The following is a 22,557-nucleotide window of genomic DNA, read 5'->3' as shown; positions in this document are numbered from 1 at the left end:
GCTACAGCTTCAAGCGTACGCCGGATACTTCCACCGCGATGCGTGCAAGGCTGTCCCAGGCGGAGCCGGCGTGCTGGCCCTTGATCTGTTCGTCGGCCTGCTGGGCGATGCTTAGCCAGGCTTCCCAGGCTTGGGCAGGGTGACGTTGCAGGGCCTTGCTCAATAGGGGCTTGCGCTTGTCCCATACGGGCGGACGCTGGCTGGCGAAGATGCGCTCCAGCGGGATGCCGCGAGCCAGGTCCTGGGCCATGTTGGCCAGGCTGCGTAATTCCCGGGCAATGGCCCATAGCACCACCGGTGCTTCAACGCCTTCGCCCCGCAGACCGTGCAGTACCCGCAATGCCTGCTGCGCCTCACCCTTGAGCATTGAGTCCGCCAGATTGAATACATCGAAGCGCGCGCTGTCTGCTACCGCTTCCTGTACGGTCTGCGCGTCGAGCACACCACCGTTGCAGAACAGCTTGAGCTTTTCGATTTCCTGGGAGGCAGCCAGCAGATTGCCCTCGACGCGGGCGGACAGCAGCTCCAGGGCTTCCGGGCTGGCCTGGATGCCAGCACCGGCAAGGCGGTCTCGCATCCAGCCGGGCAACTGTTGAGCGTCTATCGGCCAGATCTGTACGAAGCGCGAAGCGGGGTGCTCGATGAGCGTCTTGGCCCACTTGCTGCGCTGCGCACTGCCGTCGAGTTTCGGCAAAGTCACCAGCAACGTGGTATCCGGAGGAGGGGTGTCAAGCCAGGCGATCAGCGCTTTACCGCCTTCGTCGCCGGGCTTGCCACCGGGAATACGTAATTCGATCAACCGTTGCTGTGCGAACAGTGACAGGCTGTGACTGGCATCATACAGCTGACCCCAGTCGAAGCTGCGATCTACGTGAAATACCAGCCGTTCTTCGCAGCCAGCCTGACGGCAGGCGTGGCGGATCTGGTCGGCGGTTTCGCCGGTCAGTAGCGGATCGTCACCGCTAACGACAAATACCGGCGCCAGCCCATCCTTGAGTTGCCGGGTGAGCTGGGTGGCGTTGAGTTTCATCGGCTGCTCAAGGCGCCAGTTGATCCAGTGCCCGCTCCCGCGCAGCCAGATCACGTTCGGTCAGGCTGGACAGCCGGAACAGTACCTGACGTGTCATGTCGCGGCGCATTTCCTCGCGCAACAGCTCTTCTTCCTCGGCAGTACCGACGATATTGTCGCGATCATTCACGTAGACGCGCTGAGTAGTGAGGGTTTCCGGACCGATCAAGGGTCGACCTTCCGAGTCGTTGATCTGGAAGGTCAGATGCTGACGGATCTCATATTCAGTGGCGGACACCCGGCTGGTGTAGCTGAGCGCGACGCGTTCATGACGATCACTCAGCAGTTGCAGATGGTAGTCCGCGGCATCGGTTATACGCACGCCGTCGGTCTCCAGTGCAGTATGCAGCTGGCGGTACGTCGGGCTGTGCTCATCCGGAGCGGTGAAGCGAATCTCTTCCAGTGTGACACTGTCGACACCGGTGCCGCGCAGGTGAAAGCCGCAGCCGCTAAGCAGTACGCTGGTCGCCAACATGGCGCAACTCAGCAGGTGACGGGGACGTTTCAGCAGCATGTTGGCTCTCCGTTGCATCTTAATTGGCGACGATATTGACAAGTTTACCCGGCACCACAATGACCTTGCGAATGCTCAGCCCTTCAGTGAAACGCACCACGTTCTCGTTCTGGCGAGCGGCCGCTTCGACTGCTTCACGGCTGGCGTGCGCTGCCACTTCGAGGTGGCCGCGCAGTTTTCCGTTAACCTGGATCACCAATTGCAGGGTGTCCTGGACCAGAGCCGACTCGTCGAGCTGCGGCCAGGGCGCGCTGATGACCGGATCACTATGGCCCAGCGCCTGCCACAGACCGTGACTGATATGTGGGGTGATTGGGGCCAGCAACAGGGCCACGGTCTCGAGGCCTTCCTGCAGTAATGCGCGATCCTGGTCAGACACCTGTGGCGCCTTTTCCAGCACGTTCATCAGGGTCATCACCGCCGCAATAGCTGTGTTGAACTTGTGATTGTGCCCAATATCCTGGCTCGCCTGTTTGATCGCCAGGTGAATCGAGCGGCGCACGGCTTTCTGTTCATCGGTGAGGCTGGTGGTAACCAGAGCAGTCGGGCGACTGCCCTGGGTATGCTGGCTGGCCAGACGCCAGACGCGGCGCAGAAAACGGTGTGCGCCTTCGACGCCGGTATCCGACCACTCCAGGCTCATATCCGGCGGAGAAGCGAACATCATGAACAGACGGCAGGTATCGGCGCCGTACTGCTCAATCATCGATTGTGGATCGACGCCGTTGTTCTTCGACTTCGACATCTTTTCCACGCCGCCGATGACCACCGGCTCGCCGTCACTGGTCAGGCGTGCGGCAACTATCTTGCCCTTGGCATCGCGTTCAACGGTGACATCCGCCGGGTTGAACCAGGTCTTGCCGCCGTTGGCTTCGAGGCGGTAATAGGTTTCGGCGATCACCATACCCTGGGTAAGCAGGTTCTTGAACGGCTCGTCCGAGTCAAGCAGGCCCTCATCGCGCATCAGCTTGTGGAAGAATCGCGCGTAGAGCAGGTGCAGGATGGCGTGTTCAATGCCGCCGATGTACTGATCCACGGGCAACCAGTGGTTGGCAGCCTTGGGATCAACCAGGCCCTGCTGATAGTGCGGCGATGCGTAGCGTGCGAAGTACCAGGAGCTTTCAACAAAGGTATCCATGGTGTCGGTTTCGCGGCGGGCCGGGTTACCGCAGGTTGGGCAGCTGCACTCATAGAATTCAGGCATGCGCGCCAGCGGTGACCCTGCGCCATCGGGCACGACGTCTTCGGGTAACACCACCGGGAGTTGATCCTCGGGTACCAGTACATCACCGCAGCTATCGCAATGGATAATCGGGATCGGGCAACCCCAGTAGCGCTGCCGGCTAATGCCCCAGTCGCGCAGCCGGAACTGCGTGCGGGCCTCGCCCAATTGCTTCTGCTTCAGTACGTCGCCGATAGCGGTCAGGGCGCTATCAAAATCCATTCCGTCGAATTCGTACGAGTTGATCAGCACACCTTTCTCGGCGTAAGCATCCTGCCACGGCGCGGGGGTTTCATCACCGGCGGAGGTGCGCACCACAGGTCTGATCGGCAGGTCGTACGCGTGAGCAAAGGCGAAATCGCGCTCGTCATGCGCAGGAACGGCCATGACCGCGCCTTCGCCATAGGTCATCAGCACATAATTGGCGATCCATACCGGGAGCTTTTCATCAGTGACCGGGTGACGCACGAACAGCCCGGTGGCCAGGCCTTTTTTCTCCTGGGTGGCGATGTCCGCTTCGGCGACGCCGCCGCGTTTGCATTCATCAATGAACGCCTGCAGCTGGGGGTTGGTGGCGCCCGCCTGAGTAGCGAGGGGATGTTCTGCCGCAACCGCAACATAGGTCGCGCCCATCAGGGTGTCGGGGCGGGTAGTGAAGACCTTGAGTCGACCCGCTTCGCCGATGCTGTCAACGTCGTAGGGAAACTGTACTTCCATGCCGACGGACTTGCCGATCCAGTTGCGCTGCATGGTCTTGACCTGCTCAGGCCAGCCGGGCAGATCATCCAGAGAGGTGAGCAGTTCTTCAGCGTAATCGGTGATGCGGAAGTAGTACATCGGGATTTCGCGCTTCTCGATGACCGCACCGCTGCGCCAGCCCTTGCCGTCAATCACCTGCTCGTTGGCCAACACGGTCTGGTCAACCGGATCCCAGTTCACCGTACCGTTCTTGCGGTAGATGACGCCCCGTTGGAACAGGCGGGTGAACAGCCATTGCTCCCAGCGGTAGTACTCCGGCGTGCAGGTGGCGAATTCACGCGACCAGTCCACCGCCAGCCCGAGGCTCTGAAGTTGGGTACGCATGTAATCAATATTGGAGTAGGTCCAGCTCGCCGGCGCCACATTGTTGTTCATGGCGGCATTTTCGGCGGGCATGCCAAAGGCGTCCCAGCCCATCGGTTGCAGCACATTCTTGCCCTGCATGCGCTGATAGCGCGCGATTACATCACCGATGGTGTAGTTGCGTACGTGTCCCATATGCAGCTTGCCGCTGGGGTAGGGAAACATGGACAGGCAATAGAACGTTTCCTGGTCGGGAGTTTCGTTGACCTGGAAGGCGTTGGTCCGATTCCACTCGGCCTGGGCGGCTGCTTCGATATCGCGGGGAGAATACTGTTCTTGCATGGCGTGGGCTGGTCGACTCGTCAATGGCACAAAAAGTAATGGGGCAGGATACACCACCGGCCCTGTCACAGGTAGTCATAGCCATTCGTCGCCGCGTCTATTACCGGCTGCTGCTGCGTCTATGCTCTCTAAGGGAAGTCAGTCAACAGTTGAGGAGGTATTTGATGAAGACACCGGAGCCGGAGCCGCTATCTTGCTGGAACCGGGATTCCTCCTACGGACGTCTATTGAGAAGGCTGGATCAAGCAATGGATATGGCGCGGACCCGGCAATGGCTTGATGGCCAGGCGCCGGGTCTTACCGAATTGGAACTCAATGGTTTAAGCAAGGAAGATGTAAGGCTGCTGTGGCGGATTCTGGATTCGCTCGAAACCGGCCAGCAGCCATTACCCAATCAGCTCGAACACCCTAGACCGCTCGACGTCTGAGCAGGCACAGCAACAATCCACCCCCCATTAATAATCCCAGGGGCCAGCTCCTCCAGAGTAGAAAGGGGGTCTGCCCCTCCATCGGTTGCACTTGGCCTTTCAACGCCTGCGCCTCGAACTGCGGTATCTGTGCACGTAGCTCGCCCTTGTGGTCGATGAGTGCTGTCACCCCATTGTTGGTACCGCGAATCATCCAGCGGGCGCTTTCGATCGAGCGCATCCGCGCCATCTGCAAGTGCTGCAGTGGTCCGATGGACTTGCCAAACCAGCTGTCATTGCTGATCGAAATCAGCAGCTGACTTTGCCCGGCCAGGCGCGCGGCGAAATCGGGATACACCGCCTCATAGCAGATGAACGGCGCCAGTTCATGACCCATGGCATTCAAGGGCGGCTGTTCGGCGGCGCCACGCGAGAAGCTCGACATGGGCAGGTCGAAAAAGGCAATGACGCCGCGCAGCCACTGTTCCAGCGGCACGTATTCACCGAAGGGCACCAGCTTGTGCTTGAGGTACTGATTGTCCTCATCGCCCGCCACCACGATCCCGTTATAGATACGCATCTGTTCGCCCTGGCCCTGATCCACCGGGATGCCGGTGATCAGAGTAGTGCCCTGTTCGGCCAGATTGCTCGCCATGCCGCGCACGAATGGCAGTGCCTGACTTTGCAGGACCGGCACAGCCGTTTCGGGCCAGACGATCAGATCCACCGGCCCCTGCGCGTAACTCATGTCGCGATAGGTTGCCAGGGTATGATCGATATGTTCCGGATCCCATTTGCGTGACTGGGCAATGTCAGCCTGAATCAGTGCGACGGTCAGCGGTTCGCCGGCCGGTGATGTCCAATCCACCGCGGTCAACAGCCATCCGCCGAGCCATATGGCAGCCAGGCTGATGCCAGCCAAGGCTGCCGGGCGCAGCGTGGTCCAGGTTCGGGTTTCGCTGAGCAGACAGGCGCTCAGAACGCTCACCAGACCGACCAGCCAGACGCCGCCTATCGGCGCCCAGCCTGCCAGCCAGGTGTCGGTATGCGCGTAGCCGTGGTACAGCCAGGGAAAGCCAGTGAGAAACCAGCCGCGGAACATCTCGGTGGCAATCCACAGCAAGGAGAAGCCGATACTCGCCAGCCACACGCCAGAGTCTGGCCGGAGCCAGCGTGACCAGATCCAGGCCATGAGCCCCGGGATCAATGCCAGCCCGGCGACGAACAGGGCAGTGAGTAGCCCGGCCAGAGCGGGCGGCGCATAGCCATGCACATGGATGCTGACGTAGACCCAGGAAACGCCTGTGGCGAACAGGCCCAGCCCCCAGGCCCAGCCGCGTAGCGTGGCCTGGGCACCGTTAACCCGTTTGAGCCCTTGATACAGCAGCGCCGCCGACACCAGGCCGAGCGGCCACAGGTTGAACGGATTCAGCGAGAGCGTGCTCAATGCTCCGGCCAGCAGGGCAATCAGATGCCCAGGCCAGCCGGGACTGCGCAGCCAATCAACGCATCGGGAAATCACGAATGGCATGCCTCAGGCAGGGACGACGGTTACCCGTAGCAGGTGAACGCGGCGGCTATCGGCATTGAGCACCCGCACGCGGAAGCCATCCAGCTCGACCACTTCGTTGCGTTTGGGCAAATGGCCAAAGGCGTTCATTACCAGGCCCCCGACGGTGTCGAACTCTTCATCCGGAAACTCCGTCTCGAAGTGTTCGTTGAACTCGTCGATGGGCGTCAGACCCTTGATCAGAAAGTCGCCACTGGGAAGGGGCTTGATGAAGCTATCATCGTCAACGTCGTGCTCGTCTTCGATGTCGCCGACGATCTGTTCCAGCACGTCCTCGATGGTCACCAGTCCAGACACGCCGCCGTACTCATCGATCACGATTGCCATATGATTGCGGTTGGAGCGGAACTCCTTGAGCAGCACATTCAGTCGCTTGGACTCCGGGACGCAGGTGGCAGGGCGCAGAATGTCCTTGATGTTGTAGCGGTCGGTATCAACCTCCAGCACCAGCGGTAGCAGGTCCTTGGCCAACAGAATGCCGAGAACATCGTCGATGGTCTCGCCTATGACCGGATAGCGCGAGTGCGCCGCCTCGATCACCGCCGGCAAAAACTCACGCGGATTCTGGTTGGCCTTGATGGTGGTCATCTGCGAGCGCGGGATCATGATGTCCCGCACCTGCATATCTGACACTTGCAGAGCGCCTTCGATAATCGACAGGGCCTCAATGTCCAGGACCTCGTTGGAGTGCGCCGCGCGCAATAATTCCAGCAATTCCTGGCGATTCTGGGGTTCGTGGACAAAAGCCTGGGCTATTTTATCCAGCCAGGACTTGTGTCCGTTGGTCGATCGGTCTTCGCTCATGGGTCCTTACTCGTCGGTGGAAAGATAGGGGTCGGAAATGCCCAGTTCAGCCAATAGCTGACGTTCCAGGGTCTCCATTTCCTCTGCTTCAGCGTCTTCCATATGGTCGTAGCCAAGCAAGTGCAGGCAGCCATGGATAACCATGTGCGCCCAATGGGCCTCGGCGCTCTTGCCCTGTTCTGCAGCTTCACGCAGCACAACGGGGACGCAGACCACCAGATCGCCCAGCAGGGGAATATTCAGTTCGGGGGGCAGGTCGGATGGAAAGGACAAGACGTTGGTAGGAGCGTCCTTTCCACGGTAGTCACGGTTCAATTCACGGCTTTCGTCGGCGTCAACCAGGCGAATGGTCAGTTCGTGGCCGGGTTTGCCCCGCAGGGCAAGCCCGGCCCAGCGTCTGAGACTTTCGTCGTCGGGCTGGCCGCTGACTTCAGTCGCACGCTGAATGTCGACCTCGATGGCGTCACTGCTCATGACTGCGGTCCTTGCGCTCCTGCTTGAGTTTTTCTTTCAGGATCTCCTGCTCGCTCTCGAACCGGTCGTAGGCCTCGACAATGCGTTGCACAAGCGGATGGCGTACCACGTCCTTGGACTGGAAGTGGGTAAAGCCTATGCCTTTGACGCCTTTGAGCACTTCAGCTACGTGTGCCAGGCCGGACTTGGTGCCGCGCGGCAGGTCAACCTGAGTGACGTCACCGGTAATCACGGCGGTCGAGCCGAAGCCGATACGCGTCAGGAACATTTTCATCTGTTCCAGCGTGGTGTTCTGGCTTTCATCCAGAATGATAAAGCTGTTATTCAGCGTACGACCGCGCATGTAGGCCAGCGGCGCTACTTCGATGACCTGACGCTCGATCAGCTTGGCCACCTGTTCGAAGCCGAGCATTTCATACAGCGCGTCATACAGCGGGCGCAGATAGGGATCGATTTTCTGTGACAGGTCGCCGGGCAGAAAGCCGAGCTTCTCCCCGGCTTCCACCGCTGGACGTACCAGCAGTATGCGGCCGATCTGCTCACGCTCCAGCGCATCCACGGCGCAGGCGACTGCAAGATAGGTTTTACCCGTACCCGCCGGGCCAATGCCGAAATTGATGTCGTGTTCCTGAATCGAGCGCACATAGATCTGCTGATTGGGTCCGCGTGGCTGGATAGTCATGCGCTTGGTGCGCAGTACCACGGGTTTGTGCGAATCGGTATGCAGGGCCTCGCTCAGATTTTCGAGGCCGGATTCCTGCAGGAACAGATGAACGGTATCGGGCGTCAGTTCCGCATCCCGCGTTTCGCGGTATAGCTGCCGCAGAACGGCTTCGGCGGAGCGGGTAATCTCAGGGTCGCCAATCAGTTCAAACTGACTGCCGCGGTTGCGCACTTCGATGCCCAATCGTTGCTCGATCAGGCGGAGATGTTCGTCAAACTGGCCGCAAAGACTGGCAAAACGGCGAGAATCAACGGGTTCGATAGCGAAACGATGGATCTCGGAGGAAACGTTCAAGTTGGTCTGTTGTACCCCTTGGATTCAGGAAAACACAGCATAGCGCGCAATGCGGGCACTGCAAAGATCAGTGCCCTGGCAAATGTTTGCGCGCTTTTACTGAAGAGTGGCGCTGTCGGCGAGAGTTCCGCGCAGCGAATGAGGGAGTGCTTCGTCGATCAGAACGTCGACGAACTGCCCGATCAGTTGCGGATTGTCGCAGCGGAAATTGACGATCCGGTTGTGTTCGGTGCGGCCCTGGAGCATGCCCGGGTCCTTCTTGGAGTAGTCGGTCACCAGAATGCGCTGCAAAGTCCCCGCCATGCGGCGGCTGTTCTCGAAGCCCTGCTGGTTGATGCGATCCTGCAGGATTTTCAGACGCTGCTTTTTGACTTCCATCGGCGTGTCATCGACCAGATCCGCCGCTGGCGTGCCGGGGCGTGAGCTGTAGATGAAGGAATACGAAAAGTCGAATCCAATATCCTCGATCAGCTTCATGGTCTGCGCGAAATCCTTCTCCGTTTCACCGGGAAATCCGACGATGAAATCGGAGCTGAGCAGGATGTCCGGCACCGCCGCTTTCAGCTTGCGAATCCGCGACTTGTATTCCAGCGCAGTGTGGTTGCGCTTCATGCCGGCCAGCACCCGATCGGAACCGGATTGCACGGGGAGGTGCAGGTATTTCACCAGCTCCGGAACCTCTGCGTGCGCCTGAATCAGGCTGTCGGAGAATTCCAGCGGATGCGATGTGGTGTAGCGGATGCGGTCGATACCGTCGATCTCCGCGACAACCCGAATCAGTTCGGCCAGGTCGGCGATACGTCCATCGTGGGTCGGGCCACGGTAACCATTGACGTTCTGCCCGAGCAGGGTGATTTCACGCACGCCATTCTCGGCAAGGTGGATCGCTTCGGCCAAGACGTCATCAAAGGGGCGGCTGACTTCTTCTCCGCGGGTGTAGGGGACGACGCAGAAGCTGCAGTATTTGCTGCAGCCTTCCATGACCGATACGAACGCGGTTGGTCCGTCCACCCGGGGCTCGGGCAGGCGGTCGAATTTCTCGATCTCGGGGAAAGATACATCGACCTGCGGCTTGCGCGTGGTGCGCGCTGCGTCGATCATTTCCGGCAGACGGTGCAATGTCTGCGGACCGAACACCACGTCCACATAGGGTGCGCGGTCGCGTATGGCGGCGCCTTCCTGACTGGCCACACAACCGCCCACACCGATAATCAGATCGGGATTCTTTGCCTTCAGTGGCCGCCAGCGACCCAGCTCGGAAAATACCTTTTCCTGCGCCTTCTCACGAATCGAGCAGGTATTCAGTAAAATGACGTCGGCATCGTCCGGGCGGTCGGTCAGTTCCATTGCCTGACCGTCGCCCAGCAGGTCAACCATTCGCGAGCTGTCATACTCGTTCATCTGGCAACCGTGGGTCTGGATATAGAGTTTCTTGGCCATGGGAGATCTGCTGAGGGTATCTTGGGAAAGGCGCGATTATACACAGATGACTGGGCCTTTGTTACGCCCGGCGCTGTGGTATGATCCGCGCCCTGTAACAGGGTCTGTCGTGGCAATCGACAGTGCAGCGGGTAGACCCTACCTTCCTGTTTCCGGTTATTCACCGCATTCACAAGAGCAACTCTGAATCACTCCATGAGCAAAGATAAAGAACCTATATTTCGCGTGATATTTCACAACCAAGGGCAGGTGTACGAGCTTTATGCCCGGCATATCTTCCAGAGCGAGCTGTGGGGTTTCCTCGAAATCGAGGAGCTGGTGTTCGGCGAGCGCTCTCAGGTACTGGTCGATCCCGGTGAAGAGAAGCTCAAGACGCAGTTCGACGGCGTCAATCGCAGCTTTATCCCGGCGCATGCCATCGTGCGGATCGATGAAGTGGAGGCCGTGGGTCAGGCCAAGATCAGTGAATCCAAGGGTCACGTCGGTAACGTGATGACCTTTCCGCTGCCGCCAGGCTCCGGGCAGTAATATAGCGAGGCAGGTCTGCGGCACCAGCCCGCCAGACCTGCTTCAGTTTAGCGGCTTCACCGGGACGCCCGGTGGATTGGCGTTATTCCCGTCGCCATTGAACAGTCGGTCGTATTCTTCCTTGCGCAGTTGGTCGAGATAGTTGCGAAACAGTGTGCCGAGTACCTGCGTAGCGCCCTCGATTTCCTCCCGGTTCATCTCCGTGGCGATCTTGTCGCTGGCATCCATCGCCTCATCCTGGCCATTGATAGCGGCCATCTTGAGAATGATGTAGGCCTGCGGCAGATTGCGCTCGACGCCTTCACCCTGATAGTGCATCAGCCCAAGCCGGTACTGGGCAGCAGGGTGCCCCTGCACCGACGCTTCCTCGAACCACGTCAGCGCTGCATCCAGGTCACGCTCAATGCGTTCGCCCTGGTAGTACAGGTCACCCATCTCGAACTGCGCCTGCATATCGCCTTGCTCGGCGGCGGTTCGACAGTTATCCAGTGCCAGCTCCAGGCTTTCGTCATCCACCCGATTGAGCGCACAGCGATCTTCCGCGCTGATCAGCAAAGGGTTGCCGCTCTGCGCAACCGCGAGCAGAGGGCTGAGTGCAAGACTCAACAGAAAAGCTCGGACAGGTGTGATAGCGGGGTATTTCATCGGTTGCTCGTCATTTTTGAGAGATCAGGCTCTGTTGTTGGGTGCTGAACAGGCCCAGCGCCAGGCCCAGGGCAACAAAACCCGGAATCAACCAGCTGGCATGCTCGCCCGTTCTGAATAGCCCTTGCAGCGGCATTTCATCGCTGAACAATCCCGGTGCCAACAGGAAACTGGCGGCGATTATGCCAAGCGCCGCAGTGAGCCTGTGCCGCCGCGCGAAGAGCAGCGCAGCGAGCAACAAGGCCGCGACCCCGACCAGATTCACCAGCCACTGGTACTGCTGCTCCAGCTCCATGCGCCTGGCCAGTTCAAAGAAAGCCATCAGACCGAGAATGATCTGGCTCCAGACCATTGGCTTCCAGTGTAGCCCCAACGCCAGGAACAGGCAGGCCATGCCCAGCAACGGCAGGGTCAGATGCTGCGCTGCCAGCCCCAGCATGCGTTGCGCATGAACCACGCCGGCCTGGTCCAGACCCAGTTCGGTCAATACCAGCAACAGAGCAGCAGCTGCAGCCAGCAACAACCCGACCAGCCCTGCAGTCAGGGCGCCGCGGGCAGGCAGATGCAGCGGCTGGCGATGCAGCCACAGCCAGAAGCTCATGCCGATCAGGCTGATCGTCAGGGCGATGTAGACGAATAGGGTCATAGGATGGCGAAGGCTTTCTCGGCAGCATCGAGGGTCAGCTGCAGCTCGGTGTCGCCGTGGGCGATGGAGGTGAAGCCGGCTTCAAAGGCGCTGGGTGCCAGATACACGCCGTTTTCCAGCAGCGCGTGGAAGAAGCGCCCGAACCGTTCTGCATCGCTGGCCATGACGTCCTCGAAGGTGACGATGTTGTCTGCCCCCGAGAAGTAGAGTCCGAACATTCCGCCGGCCTGGGTGGTGACAAAGGGAATGCCAGCCGCGTCGGCGCGTTCCTGAATACCGGCGAGCATGCGACTGGTGTAGTCGGTCAGTTCATCATGAAAGCCAGGACGCTTGATCAGATTCAGCGTGGTCAGGCCCGCCGCCATGGCCAGCGGGTTGCCCGACAGCGTGCCCGCCTGGTACACCGGACCCAGCGGTGCGATCACTTCCATGATCTCACGCTTGCCGCCGAAGCAGCCGACCGGCATGCCGCCACCAATGATCTTGCCAAAGGTGGTCAGGTCCGGGGTGACACCGTAGTACGCCTGCGCACCACCGAGGGCCACGCGGAAACCCGTCATTACCTCATCGAATATCAGCACCACACCGTGTTGGTCACACAGGCTGCGCAGACCTTCGAGAAAACCGGGTGCCGGTGGCACGCAATTCATGTTGCCGGCGACGGGTTCGACGATGATGCAGGCGACATCACTGCCGACCTCCGAGAGCATTTTCTCGACCTGGGCGATGTCGTTGTAAGGCAGTGTCAGGGTGTGCTTGGCGAAGTCGGCGGGCACCCCGGCGGAGCTGGGCACGCCCTGGGTCAAGGCGCCGGATCCGGCCTTGACCAGCAAACTGTCGGAGTGGCCGTGGTAACAGCCTTCGAACTTGATGATGCTGTCGCGACCGGTATAGCCCCGGGCCAGACGTATGGCACTCATGGTGGCTTCGGTGCCGGAGCTGACCATGCGCACCATGTCCATCGACGGGACCAGCGAACAGACCAGATCCGCCATCTGGGTTTCCATCTCGGTCGGCGCACCATAGGACAAGCCATGATCAAGCTGTCGGCGTACCGCATCCAGCACGTCCGGATGGCTGTGACCAAGGATCATCGGGCCCCAGGAGCCAACGTAATCGATATAGCGCTTGTCATCTTCGTCGATGATATAGGCGCCTTCGGCATGCTTGATGAACAGCGGCGTACCGCCCACGCTTTTGAACGCGCGTACCGGTGAATTGACACCACCCGGGATGTGTTTCTGGGCGTTGGAAAAGAGTAATTCGGAGCGGGACATGGCTATTTCTCTCAAAGGGGTGTGAATAATTCGGTGAAGCCGCGGGCCCGGCGTTCGACCTCAGCCGGCGAGTCGGCAGCAAACAGGCCGTTGACCACGGCGATCATGTCAGCGCCAGCGCCGATCAGCTGCGGCGCGTTATGCAGGGTGATGCCACCAATGGCTACCAGTGGCAGGGCGAAGCGCCGACGTACCTGCTCCAGCAGCACCGGCGTTGCGGCTGGCGCGCCGGGCTTGGTGACTGACTGAAAGAAGCGACCGAAGGCTAAGTAGCTGGCGCCTGCTGCAGCCGCGTCTTCGGCAAATGCCTGACTCGCATGGCAGGTGGCGCCGATAATAGCGTCGGGCCCGAGTTGCTGGCGTGCTTCGCGCAGTGAGCCATCTTCGCGGCCCAGATGCAGCCCGACGCCCAGTTCGGCAGCCAGGGGCAGGTCGTCATTGATGATCAGCTGGGCACCGTAATAGCTGCACAGCGCCCTGAGTTGTGTCGCCTCGTCCAGGCGGCGGCCAGTATCCGCTGTCTTGTCGCGGTACTGCAGCAGGCGCGCGCCGCCGGCCAGGGCGGCGTCCACCCAGGGCAACAGCCGCTCGGCGGGCAACAAGGCATTATCGGTGATGGCGTACAGACCGCGGAGGGTCTGGCTCATGAACAGAAGTCCAGCGGCAAGCGGCGTGGTACATATTGTCCGTGGCCGGGCTGTTCGGCATCGCGCAGGGTGCGCCAGGTGTAATCAAGAGCGGTCTTGACCGCACTGACCAATTCCTCGCCCAGCGCGAGCCGGCCGGCCAGCGCACTGGCCAGGGTGCACCCTGAGCCGTGATAGCTGCCCGGCAGCCGCTGACACCTGAAGGTGTGCTGGCTACCGTCGCGGCAGTAAAGACGATTGTGAATTTCGCTTTCGTCGCCGTGACCGCCGGTAATCAACAGGTTCTGGCAGTAGGGCAGCAGCTTCCTGGCGCAGTCGTCGGCGCTGCCCTCGGGCAGTTCGGCGAGAATGCGTGCCTCGGGCAGATTCGGCGTAGCGATCCGGGCAATCGGCATCAGCCGTTCACGCATGGCGTAGCCGACATCGTCCTTGCCCAGCGAACCACCGCCGCCGGCGCGCAGCACTGGATCGCAGACCAGCGGTGCGTGCTCCAGCTGCTGCATCAGTTCCAGCACGGTATCGACCATTTCGACGGAGCCGAGCATGCCCAGCTTGACTGCCGAGACGTGCATGTCGGCAATCACCTTGTTGGCCTGAGCGAGAACCCATTCGCGGTCCAGCACGCGGAAATCGCTGACATTCTGGGTGTCCTGAACGGTCAGAGCGGTGACGGTGGGCGCAGCGTGACAACCCTGCGCCATGAGTGCTTCTATATCTGCCTGCAGGCCAGCCCCACCGGACGGATCATGACCGGAGAGGCACAGCACTACAGGGCGGGAGGGAGTAGGTATATTCATTGCTTAAGCTTATCATCATGCACTGGGTTGCGGCAGCCGGCGACCCGGCTAAAGTGACTGGAACGCGTCGTTCACTGCGTCGGCGGACCTTGCTTTCAGTGAAGGCGCGCTACAGGCAAAAACAATAACAATCCTTGATGGGATATTGCGAAATGAAAGCGATCAACCAGTGGTTCGATGAATACGGCCAAAGCCATGTCGATCCAGTCAATAAAATGCTGCACTGGATATGCGTGCCGCTCATCACCTTCAGTGTGCTGGGCATCTTCTGGGCGATCCATCCGGCCGTCGCGATATTCGCAGTGGCGCTGGCTATTGCGTTCTATCTGGCACTGTCCTGGCGTATCGCCGTGACCATGTTGCTGCTGAGCACGCTGATGTTGCTGGTGCTGAGCATGATGACCAGTGTGCTGGTGCCATCATTGGCGATTTTTGTGGTGGCCTGGATCGGCCAGTTTATCGGGCATCACATCGAAGGGCGCAAACCGTCGTTTTTCAAGGACCTGCAGTTTCTGCTGATTGGCCCGATCTGGTTGCTGGGCTTTGTCTTTCGCTCGCTCGGATTGCGTTACTGATAGTCAGTGCGGAGCCAGCGCCTGATCGAACAGTATGTGCATGAAACGGCTTACGGCCTGGTCGGGTCCATACACCGCAGCCAGACTGGCATCGGCCTGGGCGATGTGGCGCAGCAACTGTTTACGCGCCGCCTCCGGGCCGAGGAGCGTCACCAGGGTGGACTTGCCTTCGTCCTGCAGCGAATCCTTACCGGTGTCGGGCGCGCCATCGCGCAAATCGTCGAGCAGTTGAAACGCCTGGCCCAGTTCCCTGGCGAATTTCTGCAGAGTCCGCCGCTGGGAATCGGTAGCGCCGGCGACCCGCGCCGCCATGTTCAGGGTCGCACCAAAGAGCACGCCGGTCTTCAGATCATTGGTGGCGGCAATATCCTGCGCTGATCGTTGGGTAGCCCCTTCGCGGAGGTCCTTGTATTGCCCGTGTACCAGCCCCTGCATGCCTACTGCATTGGCCAGCTCGGTAACCAGCTGAGCGCGCAGCATTGCAGAAACATTTGGTAATGAAGAAACCAGGCTGAATGCCTTGGTCAGCAGGGCGATCGCCGCCAGCACCGCCACATCTTCCCCATATGCCCGGTGGATGGTCGGTCGCCCCCGGCGCACCTGGGCATCGTCCATGCAGGGCATATCGTCGATGATCAGTGAGCTGGCGTGGACCATCTCCACCGCGCAGCCCAGATCGATCAATGAGGGTGCGCTGGAACCCAGTCCCCGCGCGGCTAGCACCAGCAACAGCGGGCGTATGCGCTTGCCCGCCGGCAGAGTGCTGTCGCGCATTGCATTGGCCACCTGATCCCGGTTAGTTGGATCCGCCGGCAACCATTCTCCGAGGCGGCGATCAACCGCCTCTCTGATCGAATGCAGGTCTTGCAGGCCACTTTCCTCTGCTGCCACTGATAACGAATCCATAAGCACGCTGCTCCAGTCGGCGGTCCTTCGATCACGTTCACTTGTCGGCTGAACTGTCGCTGAAAAAACTGTTCAGAATTGACGTTCGCACTTGTTTGCAAAGTTAGCCCACATCAGGAGGTGGCGAAGTTTCCTTGCAATGCAGTGACACCTGCGCCCGAAAAAAAATCCCTCGGTGAAGGAGTGTCCATGGCCCATGGAGAGCTGGTTGACCGTAAGAACGATCATCTGGATATCGTGCTGGATCCGGGCCGCGCCATTTCGCCGTTGGTAAATCCCTTCAGCGCCTTCCGCCTCGAACACTGCTCACTCCCCGAACTCGACCTGGACGCCATCGACCTTAGCCAATCCTTTCTCGGCCGGACGCTGCGCGCCCCGGTGCTGATCAGTTCCATGACCGGTGGGGCGGAGCGTGCGCGCGGCATCAACCTGCATCTTGCCGAGGCCGCCGAACAGTTGGGCATCGCACTGGCAATCGGCTCCCAGCGCGTGGCCGTCCAGACCGGCGTCGACCATGGTTTGACCCGCGAGCTGCGCGCCCGAGCACCGAGCGTACCGCTCTTGTCCAACATCGGTGCGGCGCAGTTGGCTGAGCCACAGGGCATTGATTGGGCGCATCGGGCGGTGCAGATGATCGACGCCGATGCGCTCATTGTGCATCTGAATCCGTTGCAGGAGGCGGTGCAGAGCGGAGGTGACCGCCACTGGGTGGGCGTGCTAGCGAGTCTGCGGCGCGTAGTCCACGAGCTTGACGTCCCCGTGGTCGTCAAGGAGATCGGCGCCGGTATTTCCGCGAGTGTCGCCGCTAGCCTGGCGGAGGCCGGTGTCGCCGTAATCGATATTGCTGGCGCAGGCGGAACCAGCTGGGCCGCGGTCGAGAGCGAACGAGCGGCCAACGAAGCCGACCGCCGCGTAGCGCAGGCCTTCGCCAGCTGGGGCATTCCCACGCCGGACGCTATTCTCGCGGCTCGCCGGGTCCTGCCGCGCAGCACCTTGATTGCGTCGGGCGGCGTCCGTGATGGCGTGGATGCCGCCAAGGCCATTCGCCTGGGCGCCGATCTGATCGGGCAGGCTGCTGCGGTGTTGCACAGCGCGATCCAGTCGACCGAGGCGGTGGTCGCCCACTTTGAGATACTCATCCGTCAGCTACGGATCGCTTGTTTCTGTACCGGCAGTGAAAATCTGGCGGCGCTCAGACATGTACCCATCTTTCGGGACGGGACCTTGCTGGAGCCTTGGTCGTGAGCCACTTCGGCGTCGTAGCGCCGCCTTTCCCCAGTCATTTCAAGGTGTTCCAGGCGCTCGCGACTGAGCTGATCGAACGTGGCCATCGAGTCACTTTCCTGCATCAGGCTGATGCTGCGGCCTGGCTCGACGAAAGCAGGATCCAGTTTCATGCCCTCGGCCGCGATACCCATCCGGTGGGCAGTCTCGCTGCGACGCTGCGCTGCGCGGCGAATCCGGGCGGGCCGCTGGGTCTGCGCCGGCTAATTGGTGACATGACACGGAACACCGATATGCTGTGCCGTGAGCTGCCTGCCCAGCTCGATGCGCTGGCTATTGATGCGCTGCTCTGCGATCAGATGGAAGCCGCCGGTGGACTGGTCGCCGAGGGGTGCGGCCGGCCCTTCGTATCGCTTGCCTGCGCTCTCCCGGTCAATCGCGAGGCCGGGGTGCCTCTGCCGGTGATGCCGATGGCCTACGAAGACAGCGAGCGGGCGCGGCAGATCTATGAGGGCAGTACCCGCGTCTACGACTGGCTGATGGGCACCCACCGCCAGACGGTGGCCCGGCATGCGCAGCGTTTCGGGCTGTCGCCGCGCGAGGGACTGCACGAGTGCCTCTCGCCCAGTGCGCAGATCAGCCAGACCCTGCCCGGTTTCGACTTCCCCCGCCGGGCGCTCCCGGAACACTTTCACCACGTGGGCCCGCTGCGTTCGGTCGAGGAGGTCAGTCGGCCGCTGATCATCCAGCCAGACCCCGGTAAGCCGCTGGTCTTCGCCTCGCTGGGAACTCTCCTGGGTCACCGTTTCGGCCTGTTCAAGCGGATCGCTCGGGCCTGCGCCGGGCTCGATGTGCAATTGCTGCTGGCCCATTGCGGCGGTCTGGATGTCGGACAGGAAGATCAGCTACGGCGCGCCGGCGCGACCTGGGTCACCGATTTCGCGCCGCAGCAGGCAGTACTGGAGCAGGCCAGCGCGGTAATCACCCACGGCGGCCTGAACACGGTAATGGATGCCATTACCAGCCGCACCCCCATGCTGGTCACGCCCATTTCCTCCGACCAGGCCGGCGTGGCAGCTCGCGTCGAGCATGCCGGCATCGGTCTGAAGGCGTCGCCCCGTTTCGCCGGGCCCGGTACGCTGCGCAAAGGACTGGAGCGGCTACTGCAGGGCAGCGAGTTTTCAGCCGGGCTGGAGCGGCTTCGCGAGCAGGCACTCGTCGCCGGTGGCACGCGCGCCGCGGCGGATATTGTTGAACAGGCATTGCGCACCGGCCGGCCGGTGCCCGCGGAGAACGCCGCGTGAGCGCTGCCTGGGATCTGCTTCTGGTCGGGGCCGGCCTGGCCAACGGGCTGATTGCCTGGCGCCTCAGGCAGCTGAGGCCCGAGGTGCGCGTGCTATTGATCGAGGCCGACGCGGTGCCCGGCGGCAATCACACCTGGTCGTTCCAGGCCTCGGACCTGACGTCCGCCCAGCTGCGGTGGCTCGATCCACTGATCTGCGCCCGCTGGGACGGCTACGAGGTGCGCTTTCCGGGCTTGCAGCGACAGCTTGAAAGTCCCTATTGCAGCATCTTTTCCGAACGTTTCGCCGAGGTTATCACCACAGAGCTGGGCGACAGTCTGCGTACGTCCTCCGCGGTCCGGTCGTTGGGTCCGACCTGGATAGAGCTTGAAAGCGGCGAACGCATCGAGGCGCAGGCGGTCATCGATGGGCGGGGTGTCGAGCCCAGTCCGCACCTTGCGCTGGGTTACCAGGCATTTGTCGGCCAGGAACTGCGTCTGACGAAGGCCCATGGGCTGACGCGGCCGATTCTCATGGATGCCACGGTGAGTCAGGGGCAGGGCTACCGCTTCGTCTACGTGCTGCCCTTCGCCGCGGATCGTCTGCTCATTGAGGATACCCATTACATCGATGCGCCCGTGGTGGACGCCGCGCTATTGCGCCAACACATCGCTGCCTACGCCAGCGCTCAGGGCTGGTCCATCGAGGAGGTGGTGCGCGAGGAGCAGGGCGTTCTGCCTATCACCCTGGCAGGCAACTTTTCACAGTTCTGGCAGGCCGCAGCGGGCCAGCCCCGTAGCGGGCTGCGCGCCGGTCTCTTCCACGCCACCACCGGCTATTCGCTACCCCACGCGGTGCGTCTGGCCGAGCTGGTCAGCGCTGCGTCCGAGCTGAATGCCGATCAGTTGTTTGGCTGTATCAGGCGCCAGGCCGAGCAGGAGTGGCGGCGTCAGGGATTCTTCAGACTGCTCAACCGCATGCTGTTTCTGGCCGGAGAGCCCGACGAACGCTGGCGGGTCATGCAACGCTTTTACGGGCTACCCGCGGATCTCATCCAGCGATTCTATGCGGGCGGGCTCACTGCACCGGACAAGGTGCGCATCCTCAGCGGCAAACCGCCAGTCCCGGTTCTGGCCGCGGCCAGGGCGGCGATGGCCGTCACCCCGCAGCAGATAAGGAGCGGAGCATGAAGGCTGACAAGCGCGCTGTGGTCATCGGCGCCGGCTTTGGCGGATTGGCACTGGCTATTCGTCTGCAAGCGGGTGGTTACCAGACCACGGTGCTGGAAAAACGCGACAAGCCGGGCGGCCGCGCTTACGTTTATGAGGATCAAGGCTTCACTTTCGATGCAGGGCCGACGGTGATCACCGATCCCTCGGCGCTTGAAGAGCTTTTCACGCTGGCAGGCAAGCGTATGGATGACTACGTCGAGCTGCTTCCGGTTGCACCGTTCTATCGGCTTTGCTGGGAGGACGCGCCACCCTTCGACTATGCCAATGATCAGGCCGAACTGGACCGACAGATTGGCGAGCGCAGTCCGGAGGACGTGGAGGGCTATCGTCGCTTTCTGGCGTATTCCCGGGAGGTTTTCGAAGAAGGGTACATCAAGCTGGGTGCGGTCCCTTTCCTGTCGTTCAAGGACATGGTGAGCGCCGCCCCCCAGCTTGCACGGCTGCAGGCCTGGCGCAGTGTCTACAGCATGGTGTCGCATTTCATCAAGGACCCGCACTTACGCCAGGCGTTCTCGTTCCATTCGCTGCTGGTGGGCGGCAACCCCTTCGCCACCTCGTCGATCTATACCCTGATCCACGCTCTGGAACGGGAATGGGGGGTGTGGTTTCCACGGGGAGGCACCGGCGCGCTGATCAACGGCATGGTGCGACTGCTGGAAGATCTGGGCGGCAGGCTCGAGTTGAATGCCGAGGTGGCTGACATCGAGGTGAGCGATAACCTCGTGCGGGCAGTCAAGGTGCAGGACGGTCGCCGCTTCGAGCTGGACGCGCTAGCGTCCAATGCAGACGTAGTCCACACCTACGACCGTCTGCTGCGAAACCATCCGCGCGGCCCCCGGAACGCCCAGGCGCTCAAGCGCAAGCGTTTCAGCATGTCGCTGTTCGTGATCTACTTCGGCCTGAGCAAAGTGCCGGAAAATCTCCAGCACCATACGGTCTGTTTCGGCCCGCGCTATCGCGAGCTGATCGACGAGATTTTCAAGCGTGAAACCTTGGCCGAGGACTTTTCCCTTTACCTGCACGCCCCCTGCGTCACCGATCCCTCGCTGGCGCCGCCCGGCGGCAGTGCTCATTACGTACTGGCGCCGGTGCCTCATCTGGGCAATGCGCCAATCGACTGGGAGGTCGAAGGGCCGCGCTATCGAGACCGCATCCTTGACTATCTGGAGCAGCACTACATCAAGGATCTGCGGGCGAACCTGGTCACCTGCCGGCATTTCACGCCGGTGGATTTCCGCGATGAGCTCAATTCGCACCTGGGGTCGGCGTTCTCGCTGGAACCGATCCTCACCCAGAGCGCCTGGTTCCGTCCGCACAATCGCGATGCGACGATTCGTAATCTGTATCTGGTTGGGGCGGGCACGCATCCGGGTGCCGGCGTCCCCGGTGTTGTCGGCTCGGCCAAGGCGACGGCCGGCCTGATGCTGGAGGACAACTGATGGACGCCCTGGCAGACCACGCGACCCGCACCATTCGCAAAGGGTCCAAGAGCTTTTCCGCCGCATCACGTTTGTTCGAACCGGACACCCGGCGCAGCGCTGTGCTGCTCTATGCCTGGTGCCGGCATTGTGATGATGTGATCGACGGCCAGGTACTGGGGATGGAGCACGCCGGCGCGGCGACCACTGCGCAGGAACGTCTTGCCGAGCTGGAAGACGCCACGCGGCGGGCGTATTCCGGCGAGCCGATGAGCGATCCGGCCTTCGCCGCCTTTCAGGCGGTGGCGCTCAAGCACGCCATCCCCCAGCGGCACGCACTGGATCATCTGCGCGGCTTTGCCATGGACGTCGAAGAGCGGCGTTATCTGCGCATAGAGGATACGCTGGAATACTGCTACCACGTCGCGGGCGTGGTAGGCGTGATGATGGCGATCATCATGGGGGTGCGGGATGAGCCGACGCTGGACCGCGCCAGCGACCTGGGTATTGCCTTCCAGTTGACGAACATCGCCCGTGACATCATAGAGGATGCCGCGATCGGCCGCTGTTACCTACCGGCGGATTGGCTTGCGGAGTTCAAGATCTCGCCGCAGGAGGTGGGTGAAAGCCGTCATCGCCCGGCTGTAGCGGTGATGGCGAAACGTCTGGTGGACCTGGCCGAGCCGTATTACCTTTCGGCCCTCGAAGGGCTGCCCGCATTGCCACCAAGATCCGCCTGGGCGGTTGCCACCGCCCACGGGGTGTACCGCGAAATCGGGATCAAGGTGGTCGAGAGGGGAGAGCAGGCCTGGGATAGCCGCACCTTCACCAGTCAGGCGGATAAGCTGCGCCTGGTCGCGCGAGGAGGCTGTCAGGTATGGGCAACACGCAGGCGCGGACCTACGCCGCGCCCGGCTCTTTTTCGCCGTCCTCGATAGTCTCGTCGCTGCGAGCGAGGCGGCCATGGTGCAGTTCCCGCAGCTGGCGCCGCAGGGTAGGAATCGGCGGCGCGATCAGAAAACCGAAGGAGACGCAGCCCTCCCGACCCTGAACGGCATGATGCATCAGATGCGCCTGGTAGAGGCGTTTCAGATAGCCGCTGCGCGGTACATAGTGAAACGGCCAGCGCCGGTGTACCAGGCCATCATGGGCCAGAAAGTAAAGCATGCCGTAGGCCGTCATCCCAGCGCCAATCCACTCCAGCGGAGAGTAGCCAGCGTTACCCAGAGCAATCAGCACGATGGCCACCCCGGCGAAGACCACCGCGTACAAATCGTTTTTCTCGAACCAGCCGATGCGCGGCTCGTGGTGCGACTTATGCCAGCCCCAGCCCCAGCCGTGCATCACGTATCTGTGCGCCCACCAGGCAAAGGCTTCCATTCCCGCAACGGTGACAAGAAAGACCAGTAGATTAGTCAAAAGCCCCATGACCTGAGCTCCCGCGGAATGCCAGTGGT

23 protein-coding genes are annotated in these 22,557 nt (G+C 61.4%); 8 read left to right on the top strand and 15 right to left on the bottom strand.

Annotation, left to right across the window (positions count from 1 at the left end; genetic code table 11):
* Position 1 precedes the first annotated feature (1 nt).
* From holA to leuS, 3 genes are read right to left on the bottom strand one after another with little or no spacing between them, the layout of a single operon-like run.
* On the bottom strand, positions 2-1,030 hold the full coding sequence (gene holA / locus FHK95_RS02365; RefSeq protein WP_150303009.1) for a DNA polymerase III subunit delta: 1,029 nt from the start codon (positions 1,028-1,030) through the stop codon (positions 2-4).
* Positions 1,031-1,037: 7 nt separating this feature from the next.
* Positions 1,038-1,583 carry an LPS-assembly lipoprotein LptE gene (locus FHK95_RS02360; RefSeq protein WP_178114686.1) on the bottom strand — a complete coding sequence of 182 codons (546 nt, stop codon included), beginning with the start codon at positions 1,581-1,583 and terminating at the stop codon, positions 1,038-1,040.
* Positions 1,584-1,602: 19 nt separating this feature from the next.
* A complete protein-coding gene (gene leuS, locus FHK95_RS02355) occupies positions 1,603-4,209 on the bottom strand; it encodes a leucine--tRNA ligase (RefSeq protein ID WP_150303007.1) in 2,607 nt (868 codons plus the stop codon).
* Between the two features lie 164 nt (positions 4,210-4,373).
* Here leuS and FHK95_RS02350 point away from each other — a divergent pair, with 164 nt between their 5' ends.
* Positions 4,374-4,637 (top strand): hypothetical protein, encoded by a 264-nt coding sequence (locus FHK95_RS02350; protein ID WP_150303006.1) that lies wholly within the window; start codon positions 4,374-4,376, stop codon positions 4,635-4,637.
* Here the strand turns inward: FHK95_RS02350 and lnt are convergent.
* The 5 genes from lnt to miaB form a co-directional block, all read right to left on the bottom strand.
* A complete protein-coding gene (lnt, locus tag FHK95_RS02345) occupies positions 4,618-6,138 on the bottom strand; it encodes an apolipoprotein N-acyltransferase (RefSeq protein ID WP_235906691.1) in 1,521 nt (506 codons plus the stop codon). The genes FHK95_RS02350 and lnt overlap by 20 nt on opposite strands.
* A 12-nt stretch (positions 6,139-6,150) precedes the next feature.
* Positions 6,151-6,990, bottom strand: a complete 840-nt coding sequence (locus FHK95_RS02340) for an HlyC/CorC family transporter (RefSeq protein ID WP_150303004.1) — start codon at positions 6,988-6,990, stop codon at positions 6,151-6,153.
* Positions 6,991-6,996: 6 nt separating this feature from the next.
* On the bottom strand, positions 6,997-7,464 hold the full coding sequence (gene ybeY / locus FHK95_RS02335; protein WP_150303003.1) for an rRNA maturation RNase YbeY: 468 nt from the start codon (positions 7,462-7,464) through the stop codon (positions 6,997-6,999).
* Positions 7,454-8,482 carry a PhoH family protein gene (locus tag FHK95_RS02330; RefSeq protein ID WP_150303002.1) on the bottom strand — a complete coding sequence of 343 codons (1,029 nt, stop codon included), beginning with the start codon at positions 8,480-8,482 and terminating at the stop codon, positions 7,454-7,456. Before FHK95_RS02330 ends, ybeY begins: the two co-directional genes overlap by 11 nt.
* A gap of 96 nt (positions 8,483-8,578) precedes the next feature.
* Entirely contained in the window at positions 8,579-9,922 is a 1,344-nt protein-coding gene (miaB, locus tag FHK95_RS02325; RefSeq protein WP_150303001.1) for a tRNA (N6-isopentenyl adenosine(37)-C2)-methylthiotransferase MiaB, read from the bottom strand.
* Positions 9,923-10,117: 195 nt separating this feature from the next.
* On the opposite strand from miaB, the gene FHK95_RS02320 reads away from it, so the two are divergent.
* Entirely contained in the window at positions 10,118-10,450 is a 333-nt protein-coding gene (locus FHK95_RS02320) for a DUF1820 family protein (protein WP_150303000.1), read from the top strand.
* 42 nt (positions 10,451-10,492) lie between these two features.
* Here FHK95_RS02320 and FHK95_RS02315 read toward each other — a convergent pair whose 3' ends face one another.
* The 5 genes from FHK95_RS02315 to FHK95_RS02295 are packed head-to-tail and all read right to left on the bottom strand — an operon-like array spanning position 10,493 to position 14,462.
* Complete coding sequence (locus tag FHK95_RS02315; RefSeq protein WP_150302999.1) at positions 10,493-11,095, bottom strand: tetratricopeptide repeat protein; 603 nt, start codon at positions 11,093-11,095, stop codon at positions 10,493-10,495.
* A 10-nt stretch (positions 11,096-11,105) separates the two neighbouring features.
* Positions 11,106-11,741, bottom strand: a complete 636-nt coding sequence (locus tag FHK95_RS02310; RefSeq protein ID WP_150302998.1) for a hypothetical protein — start codon at positions 11,739-11,741, stop codon at positions 11,106-11,108.
* Positions 11,738-13,018: a glutamate-1-semialdehyde 2,1-aminomutase gene (gene hemL / locus FHK95_RS02305; protein ID WP_150302997.1), complete on the bottom strand. Its 1,281-nt coding sequence runs from the start codon at positions 13,016-13,018 to the stop codon at positions 11,738-11,740. The genes FHK95_RS02310 and hemL overlap by 4 nt, the downstream gene beginning before the upstream one ends.
* A gap of 11 nt (positions 13,019-13,029) precedes the next feature.
* A complete protein-coding gene (gene thiE / locus FHK95_RS02300; protein ID WP_150302996.1) occupies positions 13,030-13,665 on the bottom strand; it encodes a thiamine phosphate synthase in 636 nt (211 codons plus the stop codon).
* Positions 13,662-14,462: a hydroxymethylpyrimidine/phosphomethylpyrimidine kinase gene (locus FHK95_RS02295; RefSeq protein ID WP_150302995.1), complete on the bottom strand. Its 801-nt coding sequence runs from the start codon at positions 14,460-14,462 to the stop codon at positions 13,662-13,664. The genes thiE and FHK95_RS02295 overlap by 4 nt, the downstream gene beginning before the upstream one ends.
* Positions 14,463-14,614: 152 nt before the next feature.
* On the opposite strand from FHK95_RS02295, the gene FHK95_RS02290 reads away from it, so the two are divergent.
* On the top strand, positions 14,615-15,037 hold the full coding sequence (locus tag FHK95_RS02290) for an Mpo1 family 2-hydroxy fatty acid dioxygenase (RefSeq protein ID WP_150302994.1): 423 nt from the start codon (positions 14,615-14,617) through the stop codon (positions 15,035-15,037).
* A gap of 3 nt (positions 15,038-15,040) precedes the next feature.
* Here the strand turns inward: FHK95_RS02290 and FHK95_RS02285 are convergent, their stop codons facing one another.
* The gene (locus FHK95_RS02285) at positions 15,041-15,943 is read right to left on the bottom strand and encodes a polyprenyl synthetase family protein (protein ID WP_150302993.1); all 903 of its coding nucleotides are present in this window, start codon (positions 15,941-15,943) and stop codon (positions 15,041-15,043) included.
* A gap of 189 nt (positions 15,944-16,132) precedes the next feature.
* On the opposite strand from FHK95_RS02285, the gene fni reads away from it, so the two are divergent.
* The 5 genes from fni to FHK95_RS02260 are packed head-to-tail and all read left to right on the top strand — an operon-like array spanning position 16,133 to position 22,038.
* Positions 16,133-17,188 carry a type 2 isopentenyl-diphosphate Delta-isomerase gene (fni, locus tag FHK95_RS02280; RefSeq protein ID WP_150302992.1) on the top strand — a complete coding sequence of 352 codons (1,056 nt, stop codon included), beginning with the start codon at positions 16,133-16,135 and terminating at the stop codon, positions 17,186-17,188.
* The gene (locus tag FHK95_RS02275) at positions 17,185-18,471 is read left to right on the top strand and encodes a glycosyltransferase (protein ID WP_150302991.1); all 1,287 of its coding nucleotides are present in this window, start codon (positions 17,185-17,187) and stop codon (positions 18,469-18,471) included. Before fni ends, FHK95_RS02275 begins: the two co-directional genes overlap by 4 nt.
* A complete protein-coding gene (gene crtY / locus FHK95_RS02270; RefSeq protein WP_150302990.1) occupies positions 18,468-19,640 on the top strand; it encodes a lycopene beta-cyclase CrtY in 1,173 nt (390 codons plus the stop codon). The genes FHK95_RS02275 and crtY overlap by 4 nt, the downstream gene beginning before the upstream one ends.
* Entirely contained in the window at positions 19,637-21,121 is a 1,485-nt protein-coding gene (locus tag FHK95_RS02265; RefSeq protein WP_150302989.1) for a phytoene desaturase, read from the top strand. The genes crtY and FHK95_RS02265 overlap by 4 nt, the downstream gene beginning before the upstream one ends.
* Positions 21,118-22,038 (top strand): phytoene/squalene synthase family protein, encoded by a 921-nt coding sequence (locus FHK95_RS02260; protein ID WP_206668528.1) that lies wholly within the window; start codon positions 21,118-21,120, stop codon positions 22,036-22,038. Before FHK95_RS02265 ends, FHK95_RS02260 begins: the two co-directional genes overlap by 4 nt.
* On the opposite strand, the gene FHK95_RS02255 is transcribed toward FHK95_RS02260, so the two are convergent.
* Positions 22,001-22,528 (bottom strand): sterol desaturase family protein, encoded by a 528-nt coding sequence (locus FHK95_RS02255; RefSeq protein WP_150302987.1) that lies wholly within the window; start codon positions 22,526-22,528, stop codon positions 22,001-22,003. The two genes, FHK95_RS02260 and FHK95_RS02255, sit on opposite strands and share 38 nt — an antisense overlap.
* Between the last annotated feature and the right edge of the window lie 29 nt (positions 22,529-22,557).

Origin of the sequence: Pseudomonas saliphila, from assembly GCF_008638345.1 — a bacterium.
In the GTDB taxonomy this organism is placed as follows: domain Bacteria; phylum Pseudomonadota; class Gammaproteobacteria; order Pseudomonadales; family Pseudomonadaceae; genus Halopseudomonas; species Halopseudomonas saliphila.
Note: the sequence above shows the minus strand (reverse complement) of the source record. Positions and strands in the feature narration are given on the sequence as shown.